This is a genomic window from Streptococcus thermophilus (genome assembly GCF_010120595.1).
Lineage (GTDB): Bacteria > Bacillota > Bacilli > Lactobacillales > Streptococcaceae > Streptococcus > Streptococcus thermophilus.
The window spans coordinates 1,920,417-1,944,344 of record NZ_CP038020.1 but is presented as its reverse complement, the minus strand read 5'-3'; the positions used below and the strand labels follow the sequence as shown (position 1 = coordinate 1,944,344).

General features: G+C 37.6%; 20 protein-coding genes, 2 pseudogenes and 1 CRISPR repeat array. Of the genes and pseudogenes, 18 read left to right on the top strand and 4 right to left on the bottom strand.

What is annotated here, in order from left to right; translation table 11 throughout:
* The first annotated feature begins 81 nt into the window (after positions 1-81).
* From E3C75_RS10160 to E3C75_RS10105, 9 genes and pseudogenes are all read left to right on the top strand, one after another.
* A pseudogene (locus tag E3C75_RS10160) lies at positions 82-644 on the top strand (HAD-IA family hydrolase).
* Positions 645-2,597 (top strand): DNA topoisomerase (ATP-hydrolyzing) subunit B, encoded by a 1,953-nt coding sequence (gene gyrB, locus E3C75_RS10155; RefSeq protein WP_111679673.1) that lies wholly within the window; start codon positions 645-647, stop codon positions 2,595-2,597.
* A gap of 96 nt (positions 2,598-2,693) precedes the next feature.
* A complete protein-coding gene (gene ezrA / locus E3C75_RS10150) occupies positions 2,694-4,418 on the top strand; it encodes a septation ring formation regulator EzrA (RefSeq protein ID WP_100273435.1) in 1,725 nt (574 codons plus the stop codon).
* Between the two features lie 111 nt (positions 4,419-4,529).
* Positions 4,530-5,177 carry a phosphoserine phosphatase SerB gene (gene serB, locus E3C75_RS10145; RefSeq protein ID WP_100273434.1) on the top strand — a complete coding sequence of 216 codons (648 nt, stop codon included), beginning with the start codon at positions 4,530-4,532 and terminating at the stop codon, positions 5,175-5,177.
* Positions 5,178-5,509: 332 nt separating this feature from the next.
* Entirely contained in the window at positions 5,510-9,676 is a 4,167-nt protein-coding gene (gene cas9 / locus E3C75_RS10140; RefSeq protein WP_111679672.1) for a type II CRISPR RNA-guided endonuclease Cas9, read from the top strand.
* Entirely contained in the window at positions 9,676-10,545 is an 870-nt protein-coding gene (cas1, locus tag E3C75_RS10135) for a type II CRISPR-associated endonuclease Cas1 (protein WP_011681469.1), read from the top strand. Before cas9 ends, cas1 begins: the two co-directional genes overlap by 1 nt.
* Positions 10,542-10,886 carry a CRISPR-associated endonuclease Cas2 gene (gene cas2 / locus E3C75_RS10130; protein ID WP_023909843.1) on the top strand — a complete coding sequence of 115 codons (345 nt, stop codon included), beginning with the start codon at positions 10,542-10,544 and terminating at the stop codon, positions 10,884-10,886. Before cas1 ends, cas2 begins: the two co-directional genes overlap by 4 nt.
* Positions 10,876-11,535 carry a type II-A CRISPR-associated protein Csn2 gene (csn2, locus tag E3C75_RS10125; RefSeq protein ID WP_014608593.1) on the top strand — a complete coding sequence of 220 codons (660 nt, stop codon included), beginning with the start codon at positions 10,876-10,878 and terminating at the stop codon, positions 11,533-11,535. Before cas2 ends, csn2 begins: the two co-directional genes overlap by 11 nt.
* Positions 11,536-11,856: 321 nt before the next feature.
* Positions 11,857-13,346: a CRISPR direct-repeat array (repeat unit 36 nt; unit sequence GTTTTAGAGCTGTGTTGTTTCGAATGGTTCCAAAAC).
* 83 nt (positions 13,347-13,429) lie between these two features.
* Positions 13,430-13,669 (top strand): hypothetical protein, encoded by a 240-nt coding sequence (locus tag E3C75_RS10105; protein WP_014621842.1) that lies wholly within the window; start codon positions 13,430-13,432, stop codon positions 13,667-13,669.
* A gap of 37 nt (positions 13,670-13,706) precedes the next feature.
* Here E3C75_RS10105 and E3C75_RS10100 read toward each other — a convergent pair whose 3' ends face one another.
* Together E3C75_RS10100 and E3C75_RS10095 are read right to left on the bottom strand one after the other, a co-directional pair.
* Complete coding sequence (locus tag E3C75_RS10100) at positions 13,707-14,597, bottom strand: DMT family transporter (protein WP_084826092.1); 891 nt, start codon at positions 14,595-14,597, stop codon at positions 13,707-13,709.
* A 167-nt stretch (positions 14,598-14,764) separates the two neighbouring features.
* Positions 14,765-15,007, bottom strand: a complete 243-nt coding sequence (locus E3C75_RS10095; protein WP_014621840.1) for a hypothetical protein — start codon at positions 15,005-15,007, stop codon at positions 14,765-14,767.
* A gap of 334 nt (positions 15,008-15,341) precedes the next feature.
* Between E3C75_RS10095 and E3C75_RS10090 the strand changes: the two genes are divergently transcribed.
* From E3C75_RS10090 to E3C75_RS10060, 8 genes are all read left to right on the top strand, one after another.
* On the top strand, positions 15,342-15,602 hold the full coding sequence (locus tag E3C75_RS10090; RefSeq protein ID WP_227972275.1) for an OsmC family protein: 261 nt from the start codon (positions 15,342-15,344) through the stop codon (positions 15,600-15,602).
* A gap of 93 nt (positions 15,603-15,695) precedes the next feature.
* Positions 15,696-16,079 carry a PaaI family thioesterase gene (locus tag E3C75_RS10085; protein ID WP_084829011.1) on the top strand — a complete coding sequence of 128 codons (384 nt, stop codon included), beginning with the start codon at positions 15,696-15,698 and terminating at the stop codon, positions 16,077-16,079.
* A 30-nt stretch (positions 16,080-16,109) separates the two neighbouring features.
* Entirely contained in the window at positions 16,110-16,553 is a 444-nt protein-coding gene (locus E3C75_RS10080; protein WP_084829010.1) for a hypothetical protein, read from the top strand.
* A 136-nt stretch (positions 16,554-16,689) separates the two neighbouring features.
* The gene (locus E3C75_RS11895; RefSeq protein WP_223899626.1) at positions 16,690-17,055 is read left to right on the top strand and encodes a GyrI-like domain-containing protein; all 366 of its coding nucleotides are present in this window, start codon (positions 16,690-16,692) and stop codon (positions 17,053-17,055) included.
* On the top strand, positions 17,056-17,787 hold the full coding sequence (locus tag E3C75_RS10075; RefSeq protein ID WP_133264066.1) for a pseudouridine synthase: 732 nt from the start codon (positions 17,056-17,058) through the stop codon (positions 17,785-17,787).
* 81 nt (positions 17,788-17,868) lie between these two features.
* The gene (locus tag E3C75_RS10070) at positions 17,869-17,997 is read left to right on the top strand and encodes a DUF4044 domain-containing protein (protein WP_002953363.1); all 129 of its coding nucleotides are present in this window, start codon (positions 17,869-17,871) and stop codon (positions 17,995-17,997) included.
* Between the two features lie 93 nt (positions 17,998-18,090).
* Positions 18,091-19,404: a GTPase ObgE gene (obgE, locus tag E3C75_RS10065; protein WP_011681460.1), complete on the top strand. Its 1,314-nt coding sequence runs from the start codon at positions 18,091-18,093 to the stop codon at positions 19,402-19,404.
* Between the two features lie 166 nt (positions 19,405-19,570).
* On the top strand, positions 19,571-19,768 hold the full coding sequence (locus tag E3C75_RS10060; protein WP_002953361.1) for a hypothetical protein: 198 nt from the start codon (positions 19,571-19,573) through the stop codon (positions 19,766-19,768).
* A gap of 72 nt (positions 19,769-19,840) precedes the next feature.
* Here the strand turns inward: E3C75_RS10060 and E3C75_RS10055 are convergent, their stop codons facing one another.
* Together E3C75_RS10055 and E3C75_RS10050 are read right to left on the bottom strand one after the other, a co-directional pair.
* Positions 19,841-20,581 (bottom strand): amino acid ABC transporter ATP-binding protein, encoded by a 741-nt coding sequence (locus E3C75_RS10055; RefSeq protein WP_011681459.1) that lies wholly within the window; start codon positions 20,579-20,581, stop codon positions 19,841-19,843.
* Entirely contained in the window at positions 20,581-22,791 is a 2,211-nt protein-coding gene (locus E3C75_RS10050) for an ABC transporter substrate-binding protein/permease (protein WP_014727645.1), read from the bottom strand. Before E3C75_RS10050 ends, E3C75_RS10055 begins: the two co-directional genes overlap by 1 nt.
* Before the next feature lie 198 nt (positions 22,792-22,989).
* Here E3C75_RS10050 and E3C75_RS12185 point away from each other — a divergent pair.
* Positions 22,990-23,928 (top strand): annotated as a pseudogene (locus E3C75_RS12185) (CPBP family intramembrane glutamic endopeptidase).

Sequence of the window (23,928 nt, the reverse complement as noted above, 5' to 3'; positions counted from 1 at the left end):
TTAAGGTTTGGATAGGTTTTCCAAGCCTTTTTAGCTATGAAAAACAAGCAAAATCTGACCTTTTATGTTATAATTAAGATTATGAATTATGGAGATTATATCTGGGATTTAGGTGGTACCTTGTTGGATAATTACCAGATATCAACCCAAGCCTTTCTAGCGACTTTAGAACGGTTTGAGCGTACAGCAGAATTTCAAGCAGTCTATGATGCCCTTAAGGTGTCGACCAGTACTGCCATTGCCATGTTTGCGCCTGATATAACTGATTTTCGAACCCTCTATAAGCAGGAGGAAGCCAAGCATTTGCAAGAACCTGTGCTTTTTGAAGGTGCTAAGGATGCCCTCGCTAAGATTGTGGCTGAGGGTGGACGTAATTTCTTGGTTAGTCACCGCAATCACTTGGTGCTAGATATCCTTGATAGAGTAGAGATTGCTCATTATTTTACAGAGGTCGTAACTTCTGAAAATGGTTTTGCTAGAAAACCTAGTCCAGATAGTTTCCTTTATTTAATTAAAAAATACGATATTAAACATGGCTTGGTCATTGGTGACCGCCAGATAGACATAGAGGCTGGAGAAGAGCAGCGGGTTTGGATACCTTGCTAGTTGATGGCCATAAATCATTATTGGAGATTGTGACATAGATGACTGATGAATTAAAAAATCTTGAAGAAAAAGCGCAAGAATATGATGCCAGCCAGATTCAGGTCTTAGAGGGACTTGAAGCGGTACGTATGCGCCCAGGAATGTATATTGGATCGACCTCCAAAGAAGGCTTGCATCACTTGGTATGGGAGATTGTCGATAACTCAATTGATGAGGCCTTAGCAGGCTTCGCCTCGCATATCAAAGTTTTTATTGAACCGGATAATTCTATCACGGTTGTTGATGATGGTCGTGGTATCCCAGTCGATATTCAAGAAAAAACAGGTCGTCCTGCTGTTGAGACAGTATTTACAGTTCTTCATGCTGGTGGTAAATTCGGTGGAGGCGGTTATAAGGTCTCTGGTGGTTTGCACGGGGTTGGTTCTTCGGTCGTTAATGCCCTCTCAACTCAGCTTGATGTTAAGGTTTATAAAAACGGTCATATTCACTTCCAAGAGTATAAACGAGGAGTTGTGGTAGACGACTTAAGGATTATTGGTGAAACTGAAGAACATGGAACGACTGTTCACTTTATTCCAGATCCAGAAATTTTCCAAGAAACAACGGAGTTTGACTTTGAAAAGTTAGCTAAACGTTTCCAAGAGCTAGCTTTTCTGAACAAGGGTCTACGTATCTCTATTACAGATAAGCGTGAAGGTCTTGAACAAGAGAAACATTATCACTATGAGGGTGGAATCACATCTTATGTGAAGTACATCAATGAAAACAAAGACGTTATCTTTGATGAGCCTATCTACACATATGGTGAGATGGATGGCATTTCAGTCGAAGTTGCTATGCAGTATACGACCGGCTACCATGAAACGGTGATGAGTTTTGCCAATAATATCCACACTCATGAAGGTGGTACTCATGAACAAGGTTTCCGTACGGCTCTTACTCGTGTTATCAATGATTATGCACGTCAGAATAAGATTCTCAAAGAAAAAGATGATAATCTGACTGGTGATGATGTTCGTGAAGGCTTGACTGCTATCATCTCTGTCAAGCATCCCAACCCACAGTTTGAAGGGCAAACCAAGACCAAACTTGGAAACTCAGAAGTGGTTAAGATTACTAATCGTCTCTTCAGTGAAGCCTTAAGTCGCTTCCTCTTGGAAAATCCTGCTATTGCTAAAAAGATTGTTGAAAAAGGAATTCTGGCTTCTAAGGCCCGTATCGCCGCTAAGCGTGCTCGTGAGGTGACACGTAAGAAGTCAGGTCTTGAAATTTCAAACCTTCCAGGTAAGTTGGCAGATTGTTCGTCAAACAATCCCGAAATGAATGAGCTCTTCATTGTCGAAGGGGACTCAGCCGGTGGTTCTGCTAAATCGGGTCGTAATCGTGAATTCCAAGCTATCTTGCCAATTCGTGGTAAAATTTTGAACGTTGAGAAGGCTAGCATGGATAAGATTCTAGCCAACGAAGAGATTCGTTCTCTTTTCACAGCTATGGGAACCGGTTTTGGATCAGAATTTGATGTCAGCAAAGCTCGCTATCACAAGTTGGTTATCATGACCGATGCCGATGTTGATGGGGCTCACATTCGTACCTTGCTCTTGACCTTGATTTACCGCTTTATGCGTCCAGTCTTGGAAGCTGGCTATGTCTACATTGCACAACCACCAATTTATGGTGTTAAGGTTGGTTCTGAGATTAAAGAGTATATCCAGCCAGGTGCGGATCAAGAAGAAAAATTGTGTGCTGCTCTTGAAAACTACAGTGTGGGGCGTTCAAAACCTACGGTACAACGTTATAAAGGCTTAGGTGAAATGGATGACCACCAACTTTGGGAAACTACCATGGACCCTGAAAATCGTTTATTGGCACGTGTTTCTGTGGATGATGCTGCAGAGGCCGATAAGATTTTTGATATGCTGATGGGAGATAAGGTTGAACCTCGCCGCGAATTTATCGAAGAAAATGCCGTTTACAGTACTCTGGATATCTAATATTCTTTTAGAAAAGGGTGCAATGCTAGGATAACTATGTTATAATCGTAACATTACTCTACATTTATGAACATAATAGACGATTAAGGAGAAACTATGTCTAGCGGAATTGTTTTACTGATTGTAGTGGCAGTTATACTTGTAATTGTCGCTTACTTAGTCGGTATTCTTATTAGAAAACGAAATGATTCGCGGATTGCACAGCTTGAAGAACGCAAGCAAAAATTGTTTGACTTGCCAATTAACGAAGAAATTGAAGAAGTTAAAAATCTTCATTTAATTGGACAAAGTCAAACAACTTTCCGTGAATGGAATCAGAAATGGATAGATATCTCAACAAATTCATTCGCAGATATTGAAAATCATATTTTTGAAGCTGAAAATATGAATGATAACTTTCATTTCTTCAAAGCTAGTGCTGAAATCAATAATATTGAGAGTCAATTAGATCTTGTGGAAGAAGACATTAAGTCTGTCCGTGAGGCACTCTCAAGCTTGAAAGAACAAGAAGAAAAGAACAGTGCTCGTGTTAAACACGCACTTGACTTGTACGAAGAGTTGCAAAATTCTATTGAAGAAAACTCTGATAATTTTGGCTCTACTTTGGATGAGATCACTAAGCAGCTTAAAAATATTGAATCGGAGTTTGCCGAATTCGTGACTCTTAATTCATCAGGTGACCCTGTTGAGGCATCGAGCATTTTGGACCGTGCAGAGGAGCACACCATTGCTTTGGGCCAAATTACAGAGAAAATTCCAGCCATTGTAGCTAAGTTGGAAGATGATTTCCCAGATCAGTTGGATGATTTGGAATCTGGCTACCGCAAGTTGATTGAGCAAAATTACCACTTCCCTGAGAAAAATATCGAACGTCACTTCCAGGAAATTCGTGAAGCTATCCGTTCAAACTCAAGTGAGTTGGTTTCTCTTGATCTGGATCGTGCGGAAGAAAAAAATGCTGATATTCAAGAAAAGATTGACAACTTGTATAGTATTTTCGAACGTGAAATTGCATCATACAAGGTTGTTATGCGTCAAAAGAAAATTTTGCCAGATTATCTCAAGCATGCTAAAGAAAACAACAAGAAACTTCAAGAAGAGCTTGAGCGTCTCATGTTGACTTACATTTTCGATGAAACTTATGAAGCAGATGTACGTAGCTTTACTTCAGATATTTCGAGTGTTGAAACAGCAGTTCTTCCAACACTTGAAAACTTTGATAATCAGGTGAAACCTTTCTCAGAACTTGAAAAGATCTTCGAAAGGAGTCTCAACACCTTGTCTGCTGTTGAAAATGGACAGGTTGAGGTTTTTGAAAATCTTCGAGCTATCGAGAAAAATGAAGCTAAGGCGCGTGATGAGCTTGATGTTTATATTGATAAATTGCATGTTATCAAGCGTTACATGGAAAAACGTAATCTTCCAGGTATTCCTGAATCCTTCTTGAGTGTATTCTTCTCAACAAGTGCACAAATTGAAGCTCTAATGGATGAGCTCAGCCGTGGACGTATTAATATTGATGCAGTAATGCGTTTGACTGAAACGTCAAAAAATGCTATTGAGCATTTGGAAGAGACTGCTTATTTGGTTGTTCAAAATGCAACCTTGACTGAACAACTTTTGCAGTACTCAAACCGTTACCGCTCTTTCGAACCTGCTGTTCAAAGTAGCTTTGAGCATGCGCTTAAGTTGTTCGAAGTCGACCATGACTACGATGCATCTTTGGAAGAAATCTCTTACGCCCTGGAAACAGTAGAACCAGGTGTAACAGATCGTTTTGTATTGTCTTACGAAAAAACACGCGAACAAATTCGTATGTAGAAGAAAGATTCTGGGCCTAGGTCCAGAATCTTTTTTGAAGAACCTTATCTCTTTTTAGATTAATGAGAAGCTTAATAAAAGTTATATAGGTATTAAAGAATAGAGGAATTTATGTCAGAAGTAAAAGGCTTATTAGTTATGGATGTAGACTCAACTCTGGTCCAAGAAGAAGTAATTGATTTATTGGGGGAAGAGGCTGGTGTTGGTCGAGAGGTCGCTGAAATCACAGAGCGGGCCATGCGTGGAGAATTAGATTTCAGACAGGCTTTGAATGAGCGTGTGGCAACCCTTAAGGGATTGCCTGACAGTATATTTGAGAAGGTCTATGCCCGCATTCACTTCAACAAGGGAGCCAAGGAACTTGTGGATGAACTCCACTCACGTGGCTTCAAGGTAGGTTTAGTTTCTGGTGGTTTCCATGAGACAGTTGATAGACTGGCAAAAGAGGCAGGTATTGATTATGTGAAGGCCAATCACCTTGAGGTGATCGATGGTTTCTTAACTGGAAAGGTTTATGGTGAGATTGTTACCAAAGATGTCAAGGTAGCTAAGCTTAAAGATTGGGCAGCGGAAAATGGACTTAAACTCTCTCAAACCATTGCTATGGGTGATGGAGCCAATGATTTGCCTATGATTAAGACAGCCGGCATAGGCATCGCCTTTTGTGCCAAACCAATTGTCCGTGCACAAGCTCCTTATCAGATCACAGAACCAGATTTGTATAAGGTCATTGAGATCTTGGATGAGGTGGGAAAATAGTAGAGATAAAAGAGTCCTTTGGATGATTCCAAGGGACTCTTTGTGTATAAAAAAAACACCGAATCGGTGCCACCTTTTCAAGTTGAGTACGGACTAAGCCTTATTTTAACTCGCTGTGTTGTTTCGAATGGTTTCAAACCACAATTATTATTATATAGTTTTATAACTAATATGTCAATTTACTATAGGGTAAAGTATAAAAAATTTTATTCTTGATTACAAGATTTCAACGTCATACTATTTAATCAGTAATTCTATTAGATGTTGAAATGTTGTTTAATAAGTGTATAATAATTTCTATAAATTTAGATTTTTCAAATAAGGAGAAATGTATGACTAAGCCATACTCAATTGGACTTGATATTGGAACGAATAGTGTTGGATGGGCTGTAATAACTGATAATTACAAGGTTCCGTCTAAAAAAATGAAAGTCTTAGGAAATACGAGTAAAAAGTATATCAAAAAGAACCTGTTAGGTGTATTACTCTTTGACTCTGGAATCACAGCAGAAGGAAGAAGATTGAAGCGTACTGCAAGAAGACGTTATACTAGACGCCGTAATCGTATCCTTTATTTGCAGGAAATTTTTAGCACAGAGATGGCTACATTAGATGATGCTTTCTTTCAAAGACTTGACGATTCGTTTTTAGTTCCTGATGATAAACGTGATAGTAAGTATCCGATATTTGGAAACTTAGTAGAAGAAAAAGCCTATCATGATGAATTTCCAACTATCTATCATTTAAGGAAATATTTAGCAGATAGTACTAAAAAAGCAGATTTGCGTCTAGTTTATCTTGCATTGGCTCATATGATTAAATATAGAGGTCACTTCTTAATTGAAGGAGAGTTTAATTCAAAAAATAATGATATTCAGAAGAATTTTCAAGACTTTTTGGACACTTATAATGCTATTTTTGAATCGGATTTATCACTTGAGAATAGTAAACAACTTGAGGAAATTGTTAAAGATAAGATTAGTAAATTAGAAAAGAAAGATCGTATTTTAAAACTCTTCCCTGGGGAGAAGAATTCGGGGATTTTTTCAGAGTTTCTAAAGTTGATTGTAGGAAATCAAGCTGATTTTAGGAAATGTTTTAATTTAGACGAAAAAGCCTCCTTACATTTTTCCAAAGAAAGCTATGATGAAGATTTAGAGACTTTGTTAGGTTATATTGGAGATGATTACAGTGATGTCTTTCTCAAAGCAAAGAAACTTTATGATGCTATTCTTTTATCGGGTTTTCTGACTGTAACTGATAATGAGACAGAAGCACCTCTCTCTTCTGCTATGATAAAGCGATATAATGAACACAAAGAAGATTTAGCGTTACTAAAGGAATATATAAGAAATATTTCACTAAAAACGTATAATGAAGTATTTAAAGATGACACCAAAAATGGTTATGCTGGTTATATTGATGGAAAAACAAATCAGGAAGATTTCTACGTATATCTAAAAAACCTATTGGCTGAATTTGAAGGTGCGGATTATTTTCTTGAAAAAATTGATCGAGAAGATTTTTTGAGAAAGCAACGTACATTTGACAATGGTTCGATACCATATCAGATTCATCTTCAAGAAATGAGAGCAATTCTTGATAAGCAAGCTAAATTTTATCCTTTCTTGGCTAAAAATAAAGAAAGAATCGAGAAGATTTTAACCTTCCGAATTCCTTATTATGTAGGTCCACTTGCGAGAGGGAATAGTGATTTTGCCTGGTCAATAAGAAAACGAAATGAAAAAATTACACCTTGGAATTTTGAGGACGTTATTGACAAAGAATCTTCGGCAGAGGCTTTCATTAATCGAATGACTAGTTTTGATTTGTATTTGCCAGAAGAGAAGGTACTTCCAAAGCATAGTCTCTTATACGAAACTTTTAATGTATATAATGAATTAACAAAAGTTAGATTTATTGCCGAAAGTATGAGAGATTATCAATTTTTAGATAGTAAGCAGAAGAAAGATATTGTTAGACTTTATTTTAAAGATAAAAGGAAAGTTACTGATAAGGATATTATTGAATATTTACATGCAATTTATGGGTATGATGGAATTGAATTAAAAGGCATAGAGAAACAGTTTAATTCTAGTTTATCTACTTATCACGATCTTTTAAATATTATTAATGATAAAGAGTTTTTGGATGATAGTTCAAATGAAGCGATTATCGAAGAAATTATCCATACTTTGACAATTTTTGAAGATAGAGAGATGATAAAACAACGTCTTTCAAAATTTGAGAATATATTCGATAAATCCGTTTTGAAAAAGTTATCTCGTAGACATTACACTGGCTGGGGTAAGTTATCTGCTAAGCTTATTAATGGTATTCGAGATGAAAAATCTGGTAATACTATTCTTGATTACTTAATTGATGATGGTATTTCTAACCGTAATTTCATGCAACTTATTCACGATGATGCTCTTTCTTTTAAAAAGAAGATACAGAAAGCACAAATTATTGGTGACGAAGATAAAGGTAATATTAAAGAGGTCGTTAAGTCTTTGCCAGGTAGTCCTGCGATTAAAAAAGGTATTTTACAAAGCATAAAAATTGTAGATGAATTGGTCAAAGTAATGGGAGGAAGAAAACCCGAGTCAATTGTTGTTGAGATGGCTCGTGAAAATCAATATACCAATCAAGGTAAGTCTAATTCCCAACAACGCTTGAAACGTTTAGAAAAATCTCTCAAAGAGTTAGGTAGTAAGATACTTAAGGAAAATATTCCTGCAAAACTTTCTAAAATAGACAATAACGCACTTCAAAATGATCGACTTTACTTATACTATCTTCAAAATGGAAAAGATATGTATACCGGAGATGATTTAGATATTGATAGATTAAGTAATTATGATATTGATCATATTATTCCTCAAGCTTTTTTGAAAGATAATTCTATTGACAATAAAGTACTTGTTTCATCTGCTAGTAACCGTGGTAAATCAGATGATTTTCCAAGTTTAGAGGTTGTCAAAAAAAGAAAGACATTTTGGTATCAATTATTGAAATCAAAATTAATTTCTCAACGAAAATTTGATAATCTGACAAAAGCTGAACGGGGAGGATTGTTACCTGAGGACAAAGCTGGTTTTATTCAACGCCAGTTGGTTGAAACACGTCAAATAACAAAACATGTAGCTCGTTTACTTGATGAGAAATTTAATAATAAAAAAGATGAAAATAATAGAGCGGTACGAACAGTAAAAATTATTACCTTGAAATCTACCTTAGTTTCTCAATTTCGTAAGGATTTTGAACTTTATAAAGTTCGTGAAATCAATGATTTTCATCATGCTCATGATGCTTACTTGAATGCCGTTATAGCAAGTGCTTTACTTAAGAAATACCCTAAACTAGAGCCAGAATTTGTGTACGGTGATTATCCAAAATACAATAGTTTTAGAGAAAGAAAGTCCGCTACAGAAAAGGTATATTTCTATTCAAATATCATGAATATCTTTAAAAAATCTATTTCTTTAGCTGATGGTAGAGTTATTGAAAGACCACTTATTGAGGTAAATGAGGAGACCGGCGAATCCGTTTGGAATAAAGAATCTGATTTAGCAACTGTAAGGAGAGTACTCTCTTATCCGCAAGTAAATGTTGTGAAAAAAGTTGAGGAACAGAATCACGGATTGGATAGAGGAAAACCAAAGGGATTGTTTAATGGAAATCTTTCCTCAAAGCCAAAACCAAATAGTAATGAAAATTTAGTAGGTGCTAAAGAGTATCTTGACCCCAAAAAGTATGGGGGGTATGCTGGAATTTCTAATTCTTTTGCTGTTCTTGTTAAAGGGACAATTGAAAAAGGTGCTAAGAAAAAAATAACAAATGTACTAGAATTTCAAGGTATTTCTATTTTAGATAGGATTAATTATAGAAAAGATAAACTTAATTTTTTACTTGAAAAAGGTTATAAAGATATTGAGTTAATTATTGAACTACCTAAATATAGTTTATTTGAACTTTCAGATGGTTCACGTCGTATGTTGGCTAGTATTTTGTCAACGAATAATAAGAGGGGAGAGATTCACAAAGGAAATCAGATTTTTCTTTCACAGAAGTTTGTGAAATTACTTTATCATGCTAAGAGAATAAGTAACACAATTAATGAGAATCATAGAAAATATGTTGAGAACCATAAAAAAGAGTTTGAAGAATTATTTTACTACATTCTTGAGTTTAATGAGAATTATGTTGGAGCTAAAAAGAATGGTAAACTTTTAAACTCTGCCTTTCAATCTTGGCAAAATCATAGTATAGATGAACTCTGTAGTAGTTTTATAGGACCTACCGGAAGTGAAAGAAAGGGGCTATTTGAATTAACCTCTCGTGGAAGTGCTGCTGATTTTGAATTTTTAGGTGTTAAAATTCCAAGGTATAGAGACTATACCCCATCATCCCTATTAAAAGATGCCACACTTATTCATCAATCTGTTACAGGCCTCTATGAAACACGAATAGACCTTGCCAAACTAGGAGAGGGTTAATGGCAGGTTGGAGAACAGTAGTCGTAAACATACATTCTAAACTGTCATATAAGAATAATCACCTTATTTTTAGAAACTCATATAAAACTGAGATGATTCATCTTTCTGAAATTGATATACTTTTATTGGAAACAACTGACATTGTATTGACTACTATGTTAGTGAAGAGATTAGTTGATGAAAATATTCTAGTTATTTTCTGTGATGATAAACGATTGCCGACAGCTTTTCTTACACCGTATTATGCACGTCATGATTCTAGTCTGCAAATAGCTAGACAAATTGCGTGGAAGGAAAATGTTAAATGTGAGGTATGGACTGCTATTATTGCGCAAAAGATATTGAATCAATCTTACTATTTGGGAGAATGTTCCTTCTTTGAGAAATCTCAATCTATTATGGAATTATATCATGGATTAGAACGGTTTGATCCTAGTAATCGTGAGGGTCACTCTGCCAGAATTTATTTTAATACGCTTTTCGGTAATGATTTTACTAGGGAAAGTGATAATGATATCAATGCAGCGCTGGATTATGGTTATACCTTGTTATTGAGTATGTTTGCACGTGAGGTTGTCGTCTGTGGTTGTATGACACAAATTGGTTTAAAACATGCTAACCAGTTTAATCAATTTAACCTTGCTAGTGATATTATGGAGCCATTTAGGCCAATTATAGATAGAATTGTTTATCAAAATCGACATAATAATTTCGTCAAAATCAAAAAAGAACTTTTTTCGATCTTTTCAGAAACCTATCTCTATAATGGAAAAGAGATGTATTTATCAAACATTGTTAGTGATTATACAAAAAAAGTTATAAAAGCGTTAAATCAGTTAGGTGAGGAAATTCCTGAATTTAGAATATGAGTTATAGATATATGCGAATGATATTAATGTTTGATATGCCAACAGATACTGCTGAAGAGAGGAAAGCGTATCGTAAGTTTAGAAAGTTCCTCTTAAGTGAAGGTTTTATCATGCACCAGTTTTCGGTATATAGTAAACTGTTATTAAATCATACCGCCAATACAGCAATGGTTGGACGACTTAAAGCTAATAATCCTAAAAAAGGAAATATAACAATACTAACAGTTACTGAAAAGCAATTTGCCCGTATGATTTATTTGTACGGAGATAAAAACACAAGTATTGCCAATTCAGAGGAAAGGTTAGTGTTCTTAGGAGATAATTATTGTGATGAAGATTAATTTTTCACTTTTGGATGAGCCTATGGAGGTTAATCTGGGGACAGTTCTCGTAATTGAGGATGTGAGTGTGTTTGCTCAGTTAGTCAAGGAATTCTATCAGTATGATGAACAATCGAATTTAACAATATTTGATAGTAAAATAAGGAGTATAAGGTCCTCTGAATTACTTTTAATAACGGATATTTTAGGTTACGATATTAATACTTCTCAGGTATTAAAGTTGCTTCACACAGATATTGTAAGCCAGTTGAATGATAAACCTGAAGTTAGATCAGAAATAGATTCTTTGGTATCATTAATTACTGATATTATAATGGCAGAGTGTATAGAAAATGAACTAGATATAGAGTATGATGAGATTACACTTTTAGAACTAATTAAAGCATTAGGTGTCAGAATCGAAACTAAGTCTTGTACGGTTTTTGAAAAAATATTTGAGATTTTACAGATTTTTAAATATTTAGTTAAAAAGAGAATTTTAGTATTCGTCAATAGCTTGTCGTATTTTTCTAAAGATGAAATTTATCAAATCTTGGAATATACAAAGTTATCACAAGCTGATGTATTATTTTTGGAACCTAGACAGATTGAAGGGATTCAACAATTTATTTTAGACAAGGATTATATTTTGATGCCCTATAATAACTAGTAAATTAGTAATAAGTATAGATAGTCTTGAGTTATTTCAAGACTATCTTTTAGTATTTAGTAGTTTCTGTATGAAGTTGAATGGGATAATCATTTTGTTAGAGAGTAGATTATAAGGATTTGATAGAGGAGGAATTAAGTTGCTTGACATATGATTATTAAGAAATAATCTAATATGGTGACAGTCACATCTTGTCTAAAACGTTGATATATAAGGATTTTTAAGGTATAATAAATATAAAATTGGAATTATTTTGAAGCTGAAGTCATGCTGAGATTAATAGTGCGATTACGAAATCTGGTAGAAAAGATATCCTACGAGGTTTTAGAGCTGTGTTGTTTCGAATGGTTCCAAAACAATACGTGAGTTTGGCACTCTTGACGTGGCGTTTTAGAGCTGTGTTGTTTCGAATGGTTCCAAAACCACAGTTGAGATACCGAATCCGAATAGCATGTTTTAGAGCTGTGTTGTTTCGAATGGTTCCAAAACTTAATTCAACGATTTTACGAGCTTTCTTTTGTTTTAGAGCTGTGTTGTTTCGAATGGTTCCAAAACAGAAAGACTTCAACAGTCCAGAGAAAATAAGTTTTAGAGCTGTGTTGTTTCGAATGGTTCCAAAACCCTGACGCATATGGAAATCCTAACGGTCAGGTTTTAGAGCTGTGTTGTTTCGAATGGTTCCAAAACAACGACTGCACAGCGGCAGTATGGGTGAATGTTTTAGAGCTGTGTTGTTTCGAATGGTTCCAAAACTGATGAAGTCAACATCACAGACACAGGGAAGTTTTAGAGCTGTGTTGTTTCGAATGGTTCCAAAACACCTAACACACTTGTGTGTCCGTAGCTTCCGTTTTAGAGCTGTGTTGTTTCGAATGGTTCCAAAACGCCAAACAAAAACAGAAATGATGAAGCGGAGTTTTAGAGCTGTGTTGTTTCGAATGGTTCCAAAACTAACAAGCTGTACGACTTGTACTATCAGGCGTTTTAGAGCTGTGTTGTTTCGAATGGTTCCAAAACAAAATGGAATTCCTGTTGATATGGTTAACTGTTTTAGAGCTGTGTTGTTTCGAATGGTTCCAAAACCACTAGCAATGCCTTGCAAGGCTGCCCCAAGTTTTAGAGCTGTGTTGTTTCGAATGGTTCCAAAACCTTCAATTGAATTGAGTATCTCGAGATAAGGTTTTAGAGCTGTGTTGTTTCGAATGGTTCCAAAACTTATTAGTTTTGATATGCCACAAAATAATTGTTTTAGAGCTGTGTTGTTTCGAATGGTTCCAAAACCATCACAGATACCGGAAACGGTGGTTATTAGTTTTAGAGCTGTGTTGTTTCGAATGGTTCCAAAACCTTAAGAGTTACCCTCTTAATGGTCTTAAGTAGTTTTAGAGCTGTGTTGTTTCGAATGGTTCCAAAACCATAGGTCATAATAACTTCATCGGTTGGAAGTTTTAGAGCTGTGTTGTTTCGAATGGTTCCAAAACCACACTTGCACAAGTATGTTTCAATCTTATGTTTTAGAGCTGTGTTGTTTCGAATGGTTCCAAAACAACAGGTAGTAGATGGAATATTAAAGAAATGTTTTAGAGCTGTGTTGTTTCGAATGGTTCCAAAACTTCATTTCTTCCTCAACCTCATACCCAAACGTTTTAGAGCTGTGTTGTTTCGAATGGTTCCAAAACACGTTCTTCGCTAGTTCTTCTAGCATAAGCGTTTTAGAGCTGTGTTGTTTCGAATGGTTCCAAAACACATCTGGAACGGTAGCACCAACGAATGGTGTTTTAGAGCTGTGTTGTTTCGAATGGTTCCAAAACTTTTGTTATCACAATTTTCGGTTGACATTTCTTAGAACTCATCTTATCATAAAGGAGTCTAGTATTGAAATGTGAGAAGGGACATGTTATACGAATATCCAGCTATTTTTCACACGATTGAGGAAGCTTGCAGGATTAGTTTTCCCAATTTTGGTCGGATTATTCAGGTAGCTTCTTTATTTGATGTTATGACGAAATCGTCAGTATTTTTTGCTTATATTATTTATTATTATGTGGACCAGGTCTTGCCTGATTTGACGGCAGTAAGTAGTATTCCTAATGAGAAAGAGCTTGTGGTTTTGATTCAGTTAGAACTTGATTGACAGCAAAAAACTCTTGGAGGATAAATTTCCAAGAGTTTTAATTTTTATTAGCCACATAGACTCCAAGGACTACCAAGATTCCCGCTAAGATTTGTAACTGTGAGAAGGGCTCTCCTAAGAAGACTACAGCAGCTAGAATTGAGATAATCGTTGATATGCCAATGAAAGAAGCAGTTCGGTTAACCCCGATAGTTGCGATAGCAAAATTTGAAAGGATATACCCTATAACACTACACCCCAATCCTTGGTACAGGATGGTTATGGCGAACTTTGGATTACTCCAAGGGAGCGTTAAAAGCTCTTTCAAGTTACCCGCTAGAAAGCTATGGCTTAGTGCAAAGAGTCCAAATGTAAGGCAACCACTGGCTAACATAAAATAGGTAATCTCAAAGCTAGTGAATTGACTGGCTTTTTCAACGTCAACGCAATAAAGGGCATAGGAGACAACGGCTAAACCTAAAATGAAGTATCCGACAAGTGAGAAGTTGGTGGAGCCACCCGCAGCGAATATGGCAATAATGATACCGATGAGGGTTGTAGCGACACCTACCACTTGCCAACGACTTGGCCATTCTTTCAAAATAAGACTAGACATGATAAGTGCGACGACCGGAATGCAAGCGAGGAATGCTCCACTTTCAGAGGCAGTAGTCATACGAATCCCAATCGTTTCGCAGATAAAATAGATAATAGGATTAAGGATGGCAATACGTATCAGTGGTTTGAGATTTCTGCCATTTATGACTACCTTTTGTCTTTTTGTGAGAAGATAAAGGTTGACAAAGAAGAAGGCTGTGACAAAACGCCAAGAGATTAAAGCAAGGCCACTGGCCTGTGCTGTAATCGATTTGGTAAATATAAAACTGAGCCCAAAAAGGATCTCGCAGGCAGCTGCAGCCAAACATCCCAAGATGATTTTATGTTTCATTCTCTCACCCCCTGATTATGGATTTCCACCCCTATTATAGCATCTTTAGGTAACGATTTTATTATTCTGAATCTAAAAAGATTAGCAGAATAGCTAGCCTATCTTATATTAGTTACCAATTGAGACAGTTCCGTCTGAGCCAACTTTTATATTTGTATCGTCTTGGCTTAAACAGCATTTTCACCATTTATTTTGGCTGAATTACCGTTCTCGCCGTTCAATTCAGTTGAACCGTCTTTGTTAACTTTAACTGAGGCACTTGAGTCGGTAGAAGAAGAGTCTTTTCTCACCCTACTTGATGATGAAGATGATGATGAGTTACTTTTATCTTTGGAGTTACCACATGCTGCTAGGGTTAACAAGGCGAGAACTGAGACAGATGCTAAAGTTAATTTAGAAAAAACTCTCATAATAATCTCCCTTTTTTATTAGTAGATTTAATTTAATGAAAACTCATCAAATTAAAAGCACTTCCAGTTGTTTTTACCTAATTGTAATCTCTTAGTAATGTAGGTATTGTATAAGATTAATCTGTTGAAAAGTAAGAGGATTCCTTAAGGGTTGTGATAGATATTTCAAGTGTTCGGTTCGGTTGTTAGGCTTCTCTTTGTTATAATAAAAAAACAAATGTAGGTGCATTACGTATCAAACGACGATTAAAGTTGACAACGCTATTATTCAGTTTCAGAGGGTTACGGAGTGTCTGTGAAACTCTTCGGATATACGGAAGATGGGATGACACCTATGAGTTGGGTGAATATTGCTTTAGCCTCTTGCGTGACCATGTGTCTACAGAGTTATTTTTCCAATTATCAGGAAATAGAGGAGCTTGCAATTCAGGTTGATTCTAGCTATGAAGAAGGGCATTTCAAGCTTGACATTCATCTACCTAAGGACTTGAATAGTGATAATGAGCAGGAAATCTTGTCTTTTTTAGATACTTATTGCCGAGCGAAGAATTTTTTTCGTGAGGATATAGATGTTGATATCAGCTTAGTCAAATAAGCTTGTTATCCGTTGAGAAATTCGTGTTATACTAGTAGCTATAGACAACCTGTTTCACTTGTGGTGGAATGGGTATTGATAGGAGGGCTTGCTATGCAAGACAAACTACATGAAATCCGTGTGTTTGAGAATTTTAAAGAAGAACTATTTGAAACTGGGCATGTGATTGTCACTACTGAGGTAGTCGAGAAGTCCTTAAATTATTTTGGTAATGCTCATGGTGGTTATTTATTTACGCTCTGTGATCAGGTGGCAGGACTTGTGGCACTTTCAACAGGAGACTACGCTGTAACTCTTCAGTCCAATATCAATTATTTAAAGGCAGGTCATTTGTCTGACCAACTCAAGATTGAAGGTCTTTGTGTGCATAATGGTAAAACGACCAAGTTGGTAGAAGTCCTCATTACTAATCAGGAGGAAAAAATTCTTACTAGAGCGACCTTTACCATGTATGTGACGGGCTCGATTTCGGAGTAGAGAAGGAATCTTATGTCAGATTTTTAAACTATGGATGACTTTGCAGTCTTTGTAAATGACTACCTGACACCAGACCAATTGAGTATTCAGGAATATTCTTGTGCCTCTGATCAGCAGGAATTTTCTCTTCTTGTAACTATTGATGATTATGAGATGATGTGTCGTTGGCATACCGTCTGGACTTTTTCTAGTATACACCGGATCTTTTTTCAGTCCGTAATGGATTTGGATAATAGTTTTACTATATATGCTGAAAGTCTGACGATGAAGGTACGACTTAGGGACCAAGAACTTATATTTCAAGTGACTGGGCTGGAGATGGTGGTTATTGGTTTGTCTGAATCCCTTTATTGTTTAGTTGATGGGTCATTCAATGAGAGAGGCAAGCATTTTAGCTACCTTTTTGAAGATAAGAGTGTGAGATCTGAAGGTTGGGTGTTGGATCTTGAAATGTTGAAAAAGAAGCATTTGTAGAAAAAAATTCCTATATACTAGATGATGAGGTTCCAGTTGAGCTGACAAAGCTTAAAAAAGTGATACAAAAGTTAGATTTAGTAACCGTTCGCCATGATGTGAAGGTTGTTCGAAAAGTTTTTTGAGTTTTTCAGGGATGGCTTTTGAAGGCGAGGAGCTAGGTAAGCCAACAGACTTCCTTTGGGTACAATTTTTGGCAGAGCAAGATGATTTGGCTGTTCCTACCTATGGGATTCGGATCAATGATGGCAGTCGCAAGACTTATGTAACGGCCTTGGCTGGTGAGGATGATAGTATGGAAATGTTTGCTCTTGCACCAGCCACTTATGCGGTTTTTAAACTTAGAGGGCCTGCAACAGCAGCTGTTTGGGAGAGTTTTCATTATGCTAAGAACCATTTTGAAATGATTGATCAGCCAACTGTAGAGGTTTATCCACCAGGGAATCGTCAGGCTGAAGATTATGAAATGGAAGTTTGGATTCCAATAAAGGAGGAAGTATAGATGCGTCTGGACAAGTTTTTGGTAGACTGTGGTGTCGGGAGTCGTAGTCAAGTCAAGACCTTTCTGAAAAAGAAGCAAGTGACCGTAAATGGGCAGGTGGAGACATCACCTAAGACTCAGATTGATGAGGATAAAGACCAAATTGCATACTTGGGTCAGGAGTTGATATATGAGACCTTTGTTTACTATCTCTTAAATAAACCGCAAGGTGTCATTTCAGCAACGGAAGACTCTCGTCATAAGACTGTCCTCAATTTACTCGATGAGACAGCAAGACATAAGCAGGTTTTTCCAGTTGGTCGCTTGGATATTGATACTCATGGTCTTCTTCTATTGACCAATAATGGAGACTTAGCCCACGCTATGCTGTCTCCCAAAAAGCATGTGGACAAGATTTATCAGGCCAAGGTGGCTGGTATTATGGATGAAGAGGATATCTTGGCTTTTGAAAAAGGGATCAAGCTTAAAGACCATACTTGTCAGCCAGCGAAATTAGAGATTGTATCAGTCGACAGGAATACGAGTACTAGTTTGGTTCAAATTACCATTGCTGAGGGAAAATTCCATCAGGTTAAGCGTATGGTAGCCGCTTGCGGTAAGGAAGTGGCGGATTTACAACGTTTGAAAATGGGACCTTTAAGCCTGCCAAATGATTTAGAGCTTGGTGCTTGGCGACGTTTGACACAGGAGGAGTTAGACGATCTAACTATTTTTGGAATTCCTTTGGCCTAAGATAGTCTAGTAGTTGCGAAATAGGCGGATTTTTGTTACTATTATTGTGATATTCTAGAAGAAAAAACGAGGTAAATTCAAGTGGCATTTGGAGATAACGGACCACGGAAGAAATCATTTTTTGAACGTCTAACAGTATTAGTCGTTTTGATTATGCTAGTAGTAACAGTTGGGGCATTGATTTTCCAAGCAGTCTCAGCTGTCCGTTAAGACGCTATCAAGCGTTTTTTTGTGTATGTCGGAGATTCTTTGGTCTGAGATCAAATTAGAACACAGCATACAAATCAGAAAGAGAGAATATAAATGAGTATGTTTTTAGATACAGCCAAGATCAGTGTCCAAGCTGGTCGTGGTGGCGATGGGATGGTTGCCTTCCGTCGTGAAAAATATGTGCCAAATGGCGGTCCTTGGGGAGGTGACGGTGGTAAGGGTGGCTCAGTCATTTTCAAGGTTGACGAAGGCTTGCGCACCCTTATGGATTTCCGTTATAACCGTAAGTTCAAAGCTAAGAACGGTGAAAAAGGGATGACCAAGGGTATGCATGGTCGAGGAGCTGAGGACCTTATCGTTAGCATCCCGCCTGGTACGACAGTGCGTGACGCTGAAACAGGTAAGGTTATTACTGATATGGTCGAGGATGGCCAAGAGTTTGTCGTTGCTCATGGTGGACGTGGTGGACGTGGAAATATCCGTTTTGCGACACCTCGTAATCCTGCCCCTGAAATCGCTGAAAATGGTGAACCAGGTGAAGAGCGCGAACTTCAATTGGAATTGAAGATTTTGGCTGATGTTGGTTTGGTTGGCTTCCCATCTGTTGGTAAATCAACAATTCTCAGTGTGGTAACGGCAGCAAAACCAAAGATTGGTGCTTACCACTTTACGACAATTGTTCCTAACTTGGGAATGGTCCGTACAAAGTCAGGAGAGAGTTTTGCCATGGCTGACCTCCCAGGATTGATTGAAGGTGCTAGCCAGGGGGTTGGCTTGGGAACACAGTTCCTCCGCCACATCGAGCGTACACGTGTTATCCTTCATGTTATTGATATGTCAGCGAGTGAGGGGCGTGATCCTTACGAGGATTATCTTCAAATTAACAAAGAGCTGGAAACTTACAACTTGCGCTTGATGGAACGTCCACAAATTATTGTTGCTAATAAGATGGACATGCCTGAGGCTGAGGAAAACTTGAAAGAGTTTAAGGAAAAATTGGCTGCTAACTATGATGAATTTGATGAGTTGCCACAAATTTTCCCTATTTCAAGTTTGGCCCATCAAGGTTTGGAAAATCTTTTGGAAGCTACTGCTGAACTACTTGATCAAACAGATGAATTCTTGCTCTATAACGAAGATGATATGGAACAAGAAGAAGTATACTATGGCTTTAACGAAGAAGAACGTCCATTTGAAATCAGTCGTGACGATGATGCGTCATGGGTGCTTTCTGGTGAAAAACTTGAAAAACTCTTTGTCATGACTAACATGGAACGTGATGAATCTATTATGAAATTCGCTCGTCAATTGCGTGGTATGGGAGTTGATGAAGCCCTTCGTGAACGTGGTGCTAAGGACGGCGATATTGTTCGTATTGGTAACTTCGAATTTGAGTTTGTGGATTGACGTTGAAAGACTATCAAGTGCTTCAACACTTGATAGTCTACGGCGGCCGCTATGGCAACCTCATTACCTGCCTAAAGTGGGGGTTAAGGATTGACTTGTGTCGCATGGATTAGTGTGATATAAATACATGTTGAATACAACAAATTATTGAAAGGAGAGGTTTACAATGGGAAATAAACCAATATCCTTCAAGGATAAAGATGGGAATTTTGTTTCTGCGGCTGATGTCTGGAATCCGAAGAAACTTGAAGAACTCTTTACGCGATTAAACCCTAACCGAAAACTCCGTCTTGAGCGTGAGCGTTTGGCAAGGAAAGAAGCGGCAAAACACCCTGAATTAAATGAAGAAACAGAGCAAGTGTAGTACTTGCCCTGTTTTTTTATTTAAATTGGTAATCAAAAACAGTTACCTCATCAGGAGTAACTGTTTTAATAATTAGGCATTTAAAATTTTGTCCAAGAATTCTTTCAAACGTGGGTGTTGTGGGTTATCGAAGATTTGATCTGGTGTACCATCTTCAAGGAACTCACCGTCTGCAGTAAAGATGACACGGTTAGCAACCTGACGGGCAAATCCCATTTCGTGAGTAACGATAATCATGGTCATACCTTGCTCTGCCAATTCTTTCATAACGTTAAGAACGTCTCCGACCATCTCAGGGTCAAGGGCAGAAGTAGGTTCGTCAAAGAGCATGATGTCAGGATTCATTGCCAAACCACGCGCAATTGCCACACGTTGTTTTTGTCCACCAGATAGGCTATCTGGTGTAGCATCAGCTTTGTCAGAAAGTCCGACACGGTCTAGAAGATCCATAGCTAATTTATCAGCTTCTTCTTTAGTCATGCGTCCCAGTTCAACTGGTGCGAATGTCACATTTTCAAGGACAGTCATGTGTGGGAAGAGGTTGAAATGCTGGAAAACCATCCCGATATTTTCACGGGCTTTGTCAAGGTTTGTCTTAGGGTTTGATAATTCATAGCCATCAACGACTACTTTACCAGAAGTTATTGGTTCAAGTAGGTTAAGAGTACGAAGGAAGGTTGATTTACCTGAACCTGAAGGACCGATGATACATACAACGTCCCCTTCGTAGAATTTGGCGTCAATGCCTTTAAGGACTTCATTGTCGCCGTATGATTTGTGCAAGTCCTGCACATCGATTTTCAATTCAGCCATTATTTAAGTCTCTTTTCTAGTCGTTTAGCCAATTTCGTCAAGCATGTGATGATGACCAAGTAAATGATGGCCAAAATCGCATACATACGGAATGATTGGTAGTTACGAGCAATGATGATTTTACCAGTTTGGAAGAGTTCGACCAAACCGATAGCTGATACGATAGTCGTATCTTTCAATGAGATAACAAATTGGTTGATGAAGTTTGGCAACATCAAACGAACAGCCTGTGGCAAGATGATCTTACGCATTGTTGTATTGTATGGGACACCCAAGCTTCGGCTGGCTTCCATCTGACCAATAGGGACAGCTTCGATACCACCACGCACAATTTCAGCAATGTAAGCACCACCATTAAGTGAGAGGGCTATAGTCGCAGCCACGAAGTCATTGATTGGTGACTGGTGACCGGTGATATTTTCAATCAAGTTCGGAATACCCCAATAGATGAAGGCTGCAACGATCATCAATGGAATACCACGGACAACGTCAACAAAGATTTGTGAAATCACACGAAGGGTCTTGTTTGGTGCAACTGCCATCATACCGAAGATAATACCGATAATCATGGCAATAGCAAATGAAAGAAGGGTCAATCCAAGGGTAATTCCAAGACCTTGGAGAAGTTGTTTATAGTTGTTTTTAATTAAGCCTACGATTGTAGTTTCATCGGCAACATTGGTTGAGCTCTTTTCTTTAGATTTGTTATTGTCAAGGTATTTGTTGATAATCTTATCGTAAGTACCGTCTTTAACAATAGCAGCTAAACCATTGTTGAACATTTCAATCAACTCAGGGTTAGCCCCTTTTTTAACAGCAAAGCCAACTTTACCAGTAGAGATTCCCTTAATAGGTGTTTCAAAGTTACGTCCTTGTTGGATAGCGTATAGAAGTACGGCTTCATCATCCATAAGGGAATCGATTGAACCAGAGTTCAAGCTATCATACATAGTAGAAGCTTCATCGTATGCACGAAGCGTGAAGCCATATTTGTCGGCATTCTCTTCTAACCAAGAGTAAGAAGATGTTCCGTTTTTGGCACCAACAGTCTTACCTTTGAGATCTTCGTATTTCTTAATGTTAGAGCCTTTTTTCACGGCTAAACGAATGTTTGAAGTGTAGTAAGGATCTGAGAAATCAAAGATTTGTTTACGGGCATCAGTGATGGTCATACCAGCCAATACCGCATCGGCTTGGCTAGATTGAACGGCATTAAGTGATGCATCGAAACCAGGGTTAGTTAATTTAACATTGAAACCTTGGTTTTTAGCAATGGCATTGATGATGTCAACGTCGATACCAACATACTTACCAGAACCATTTTGATATTCAAATGGTGCAAACGATGAGTCCATTGAGATGGTGTAAGTTTCCTTAGTAGGAGTAGCTTTTGCATTAGCATCACCAGTCAAGTTAAGAGCTTCCGACGGTTTTGACGATGAAGATTTTGAAGAAGCTTTTGCTGAGTCACCCAACCATTTGGTCATGATTTCATCGTAGGTGCCGTCTTCCTTCATTTCCTTAAGGGCTTCATTGAAATCCTTGATAAGACTTTCGTGCTTTCCACCTTTTTTTACAGCGAAAGCGAAGCTACCAATAGATTCAGGCTTTATGTTGATAGCATAGTCTTTACCTTGACCAATAGCATATTGAACAACTGGTGTGTCGTCCATGGCTGCATAAACTGAACCAGAGTCCAAACTGTTGTTCATCAAGTCACTAGTGTCAAAAGTTTTAACAGTGAAACCATACTTGCTAGCGTTTTTATCAAGCCAGGTTTGAGCGGCGGTACCATTTTTAACACCAACCGTTTTACCTTTCAATTGTTTGTAGTCGCTGACTTTGTCGTTGCTACGAGTGTAAATAACAATTGATGTGTCGTAATAAGTGTCTGAAAAAGTGAAGACCTTCTTACGTGCATCGGTTACAGTTGTACCTGCCATGAGGGCGTCTGCTTGTCCTGACTGAACTGCGTTAACGGCTGCATCAAAACCAGGATAAGTTTGGTTAACATCCCAATTCTTACGTTTGGCAACTTCGTTGATAATATCAACATCGATACCCTTGTAGGTCTGATCAGAGTCTTTGAATTCAAATGGGGCATAGGCTGTATCTGAAACTACTGAAATCGTGCTAGCAGATGCCTTAGCTCCGAAAACAAAGAGAGCTGACATGACACTCAAAAAGAGTGTCAGAAGTTTTTTCTTCATTATAAAAAGTTCTCCTTTATAAAATACCTTTCTATTCTATCAAAAAAAGCCCTTGTTATCAAACTCTGAGAAGCTTCATGTTATAAAATATAACAATAATTGTTAATTGTGAGAGTTGTTTTAGAAGAAGTTGACAAGTTTGTGTCAATTCGTTACACTGTACCCTAATACAGGGAAGATTAGTTACAGGAGCTGAAAATGAAGAAAAGTATGCTTGAGAAATACACCAGCCGATATGATAAAGTCCCTAGTTGGCTGATGATTATGCTTTCCTGTTTTATTGCCTCTGGATATGTCCTTATAGGTGGATTTCTAGCAGGGATTGTTGTGGGAGTTCCCATGACTGTTATTCTCTCATTCTTGATATTTAATGGCAACATTCAGTTTCGGAATATAAATACGATTTCCACTAAACTGTTTTCAAGCTTGTATTTTCAGCTGGGAACCTTTGTCTTTACTGCCTTAGTTATCTTTATCTGAGTTAAAGTTGTTTAAAAAACGTCCCATTCGTACACTCGGATTTTTTAAGGGGAATATTTGCTTGAACTTACTTAAGGGGTGGGGCTTTGGGACTCTACTCTTGTTAGCGAGTTTCCTTGGGACTTCTTTACTTGGTGGTTTAGAGTTTGTAAAAGTGGACTTTTCTCAAAGAATCTTTATATATCTCTTATCTTTGATTCCTTTCTGGTTTATCCAGGGCGGGACTGAGGAATTGGTGACACGTGGTTGGCTACTTCAGACGGTGACTAGTAAATTGAACCTTTCCTGGGGAATTGCTATTTCAAGTTCTCTCTTTTCAATACTACACCTAGGAAATCAAGGTGTCACTGCCTTGTCTCTTATCAGTATTATTCTAGTAGGAGTCCTCATGGCTCTTTACATGCTCAAGACAGATAATATCTGGGGAGTGGCATCCCTTCATGGTGCTTGGAACTTTACGCAAGGAAATCTAGTTGGCGTGGCAGTCAGTGGACAGAATGCAGGTGATAGCCTATTGCGCTTCCATACCAAGTCAGGTGTACCGGGATTGGTTATCAGGTGGAGCCCCTTGGTCTAGAAGGTAATATTATCACCTGTATCGTTCTCCTGATTGGTATTGTTATTCTTCGACTACAATTGAAAAAAGAAAATTCTTAA

What these genes read in the sequence shown, in the direction of transcription:
- E3C75_RS10050 (WP_014727645.1), bottom strand. Translation starts at nt 22,791, where the DNA reads ATGAAGAAAAAACTTCTGACACTCTTTTTGAGTGTCATGTCAGCTCTC.
- cas2 (WP_023909843.1), top strand. Translation starts at nt 10,542, where the DNA reads ATGAGTTATAGATATATGCGAATGATATTAATGTTTGATATGCCAACA.
- E3C75_RS10075 (WP_133264066.1), top strand. Translation starts at nt 17,056, where the DNA reads ATGCGTCTGGACAAGTTTTTGGTAGACTGTGGTGTCGGGAGTCGTAGT.
- E3C75_RS10085 (WP_084829011.1), top strand. Translation starts at nt 15,696, where the DNA reads ATGCAAGACAAACTACATGAAATCCGTGTGTTTGAGAATTTTAAAGAA.
- obgE (WP_011681460.1), top strand. Translation starts at nt 18,091, where the DNA reads ATGAGTATGTTTTTAGATACAGCCAAGATCAGTGTCCAAGCTGGTCGT.
- E3C75_RS10095 (WP_014621840.1), bottom strand. Translation starts at nt 15,007, where the DNA reads ATGAGAGTTTTTTCTAAATTAACTTTAGCATCTGTCTCAGTTCTCGCC.
- E3C75_RS10080 (WP_084829010.1), top strand. Translation starts at nt 16,110, where the DNA reads ATGGATGACTTTGCAGTCTTTGTAAATGACTACCTGACACCAGACCAA.
- E3C75_RS10060 (WP_002953361.1), top strand. Translation starts at nt 19,571, where the DNA reads ATGGGAAATAAACCAATATCCTTCAAGGATAAAGATGGGAATTTTGTT.
- ezrA (WP_100273435.1), top strand. Translation starts at nt 2,694, where the DNA reads ATGTCTAGCGGAATTGTTTTACTGATTGTAGTGGCAGTTATACTTGTA.
- E3C75_RS10100 (WP_084826092.1), bottom strand. Translation starts at nt 14,597, where the DNA reads ATGAAACATAAAATCATCTTGGGATGTTTGGCTGCAGCTGCCTGCGAG.
- cas1 (WP_011681469.1), top strand. Translation starts at nt 9,676, where the DNA reads ATGGCAGGTTGGAGAACAGTAGTCGTAAACATACATTCTAAACTGTCA.
- gyrB (WP_111679673.1), top strand. Translation starts at nt 645, where the DNA reads ATGACTGATGAATTAAAAAATCTTGAAGAAAAAGCGCAAGAATATGAT.
- E3C75_RS10055 (WP_011681459.1), bottom strand. Translation starts at nt 20,581, where the DNA reads ATGGCTGAATTGAAAATCGATGTGCAGGACTTGCACAAATCATACGGC.
- serB (WP_100273434.1), top strand. Translation starts at nt 4,530, where the DNA reads ATGTCAGAAGTAAAAGGCTTATTAGTTATGGATGTAGACTCAACTCTG.
- cas9 (WP_111679672.1), top strand. Translation starts at nt 5,510, where the DNA reads ATGACTAAGCCATACTCAATTGGACTTGATATTGGAACGAATAGTGTT.
- csn2 (WP_014608593.1), top strand. Translation starts at nt 10,876, where the DNA reads ATGAAGATTAATTTTTCACTTTTGGATGAGCCTATGGAGGTTAATCTG.
- E3C75_RS10105 (WP_014621842.1), top strand. Translation starts at nt 13,430, where the DNA reads ATGTTATACGAATATCCAGCTATTTTTCACACGATTGAGGAAGCTTGC.
- E3C75_RS10090 (WP_227972275.1), top strand. Translation starts at nt 15,342, where the DNA reads ATGAGTTGGGTGAATATTGCTTTAGCCTCTTGCGTGACCATGTGTCTA.
- E3C75_RS11895 (WP_223899626.1), top strand. Translation starts at nt 16,690, where the DNA reads ATGGCTTTTGAAGGCGAGGAGCTAGGTAAGCCAACAGACTTCCTTTGG.